2 protein-coding genes are annotated in these 1,323 nt (G+C 62.4%); both read left to right on the top strand.

Going from position 1 to position 1,323, the window contains the following annotated elements; translation table 11 throughout:
• Positions 1–207 (top strand): 4Fe-4S binding protein (locus ABWP09_RS10785; protein ID WP_353205146.1); only part of this gene is annotated, 207 nt, incomplete at its 5' end.
• Positions 208–474: 267 nt separating this feature from the next.
• Positions 475–1,086 (top strand): NADH-quinone oxidoreductase subunit J, encoded by a 612-nt coding sequence (locus ABWP09_RS10780; RefSeq protein WP_353205145.1) that lies wholly within the window; start codon positions 475–477, stop codon positions 1,084–1,086.
• Positions 1,087–1,323: the final 237 nt, after the last annotated feature.

The raw sequence follows: 1,323 nt of genomic DNA, 5'->3' as shown, positions 1-1,323 counted from the left end.
TACGACATCGACATGACCAAGTGCATCTTCTGCGGGCTGTGCCAGGAAGCGTGCCCGGTCGATGCGGTGGTCGAGGGTCCGAACTTCGAATATGCGACCGAAACGCGCGAGGAACTGATCTACGACAAGGCGAAACTGCTCGCGAATGGCGATCGCTGGGAAAGTGCTGTCGCCGCGAACCTTGCCGCCGATGCACCGTACCGTTAAGCGCCCCGTAAACGCAGGAACCCCGATGATTCACCTTCATTCCACCAACCCGGCGCAAGCCGGGTTCTCCTGCCGCGAGGGCGACTTTCGCGGTCGAGTGACGGCGAGCCGGTTCGTGTCTTCCTTCTTTGTGCCTTTGTGTCTTTGTGTGAGCAAAATTTTCTCACACGAAGACACGAAGACGCGAAGAAAAGAAGATTCGGGTTCGCGCAGAGGCGCGGAGGCGCGGAGGCACATGGTTGCCGCTGGCGCGGCGGGGCTGCTGGCATGATCCAGGCAATTGCCTTTTACCTGTTCGCGACGCTCGTCATCGCGTCCGCTGCGCTCACCATCACGGCGCGCAACCCGGTCCATGCCGTGCTGTGGCTGATTCTCGCCTTCTTCAACGCCGCCGGGCTGATGGTGCTGGTCGGCGCCGAGTTCATCGCGATGCTGCTGGTGATCGTGTATGTCGGCGCGGTCGCGGTGTTGTTCCTGTTTGTCGTGATGATGCTCAACGTCGATTTCTCCGAATTGCGCAGCGGCTTCGTGCGCTATGCTGGGATCGGGGCGTTGCTCGCGGTCGGGCTGGCGGCCGAGATCATGGTCGCGTTCGGCGCATGGAGCGCGGGCAAGATCGAACTCGCCCGCCGTGCGGCGCCGACGCCGGAGACGGTGCCCAATATCGAGGCGCTGGGGATGCTGCTCTACACGCGCTATCTGTTCGTGTTCGAGGGGGCCGGGCTGGTGCTGCTGGTTGCGATGATCGGCGCGATCGTGCTGACGCACCGCGAACGCAAGGGCTCGCGCCAGCAGAACGTCGCGCGGCAGAATGCGCGGCGTCCACAGGATGCAACGCGCAACACGCGGCCGACCGTCGGCGCAGGGGTGGAATTGTGATCGTGGCTTCTTTCCCGCTCGCCCTGAGCCTGTCGAAGGGCTCGTGCCGCAAGTGGGGCCGGTGTTTGTGGCGAGGGGGCTTCGACAAGCTCAGCCCGAACGGATTTATGGATATCTCACGATGATCGGGCTCACGCATTATCTCGTCGTTGCGGCGATCCTGTTCGCGCTGGGCGTGTTCGGCATCATCGCCAATCGCAAGAATTTGATCGTCATGCTGATGGCGATCGAGCTGAT

The sequence above is a fragment of the Sphingomonas sp. genome (assembly GCF_040398505.1).
Lineage (GTDB): Bacteria > Pseudomonadota > Alphaproteobacteria > Sphingomonadales > Sphingomonadaceae > Sphingomonas.
This window is presented reverse-complemented; position numbering and strand designations above follow the sequence as displayed.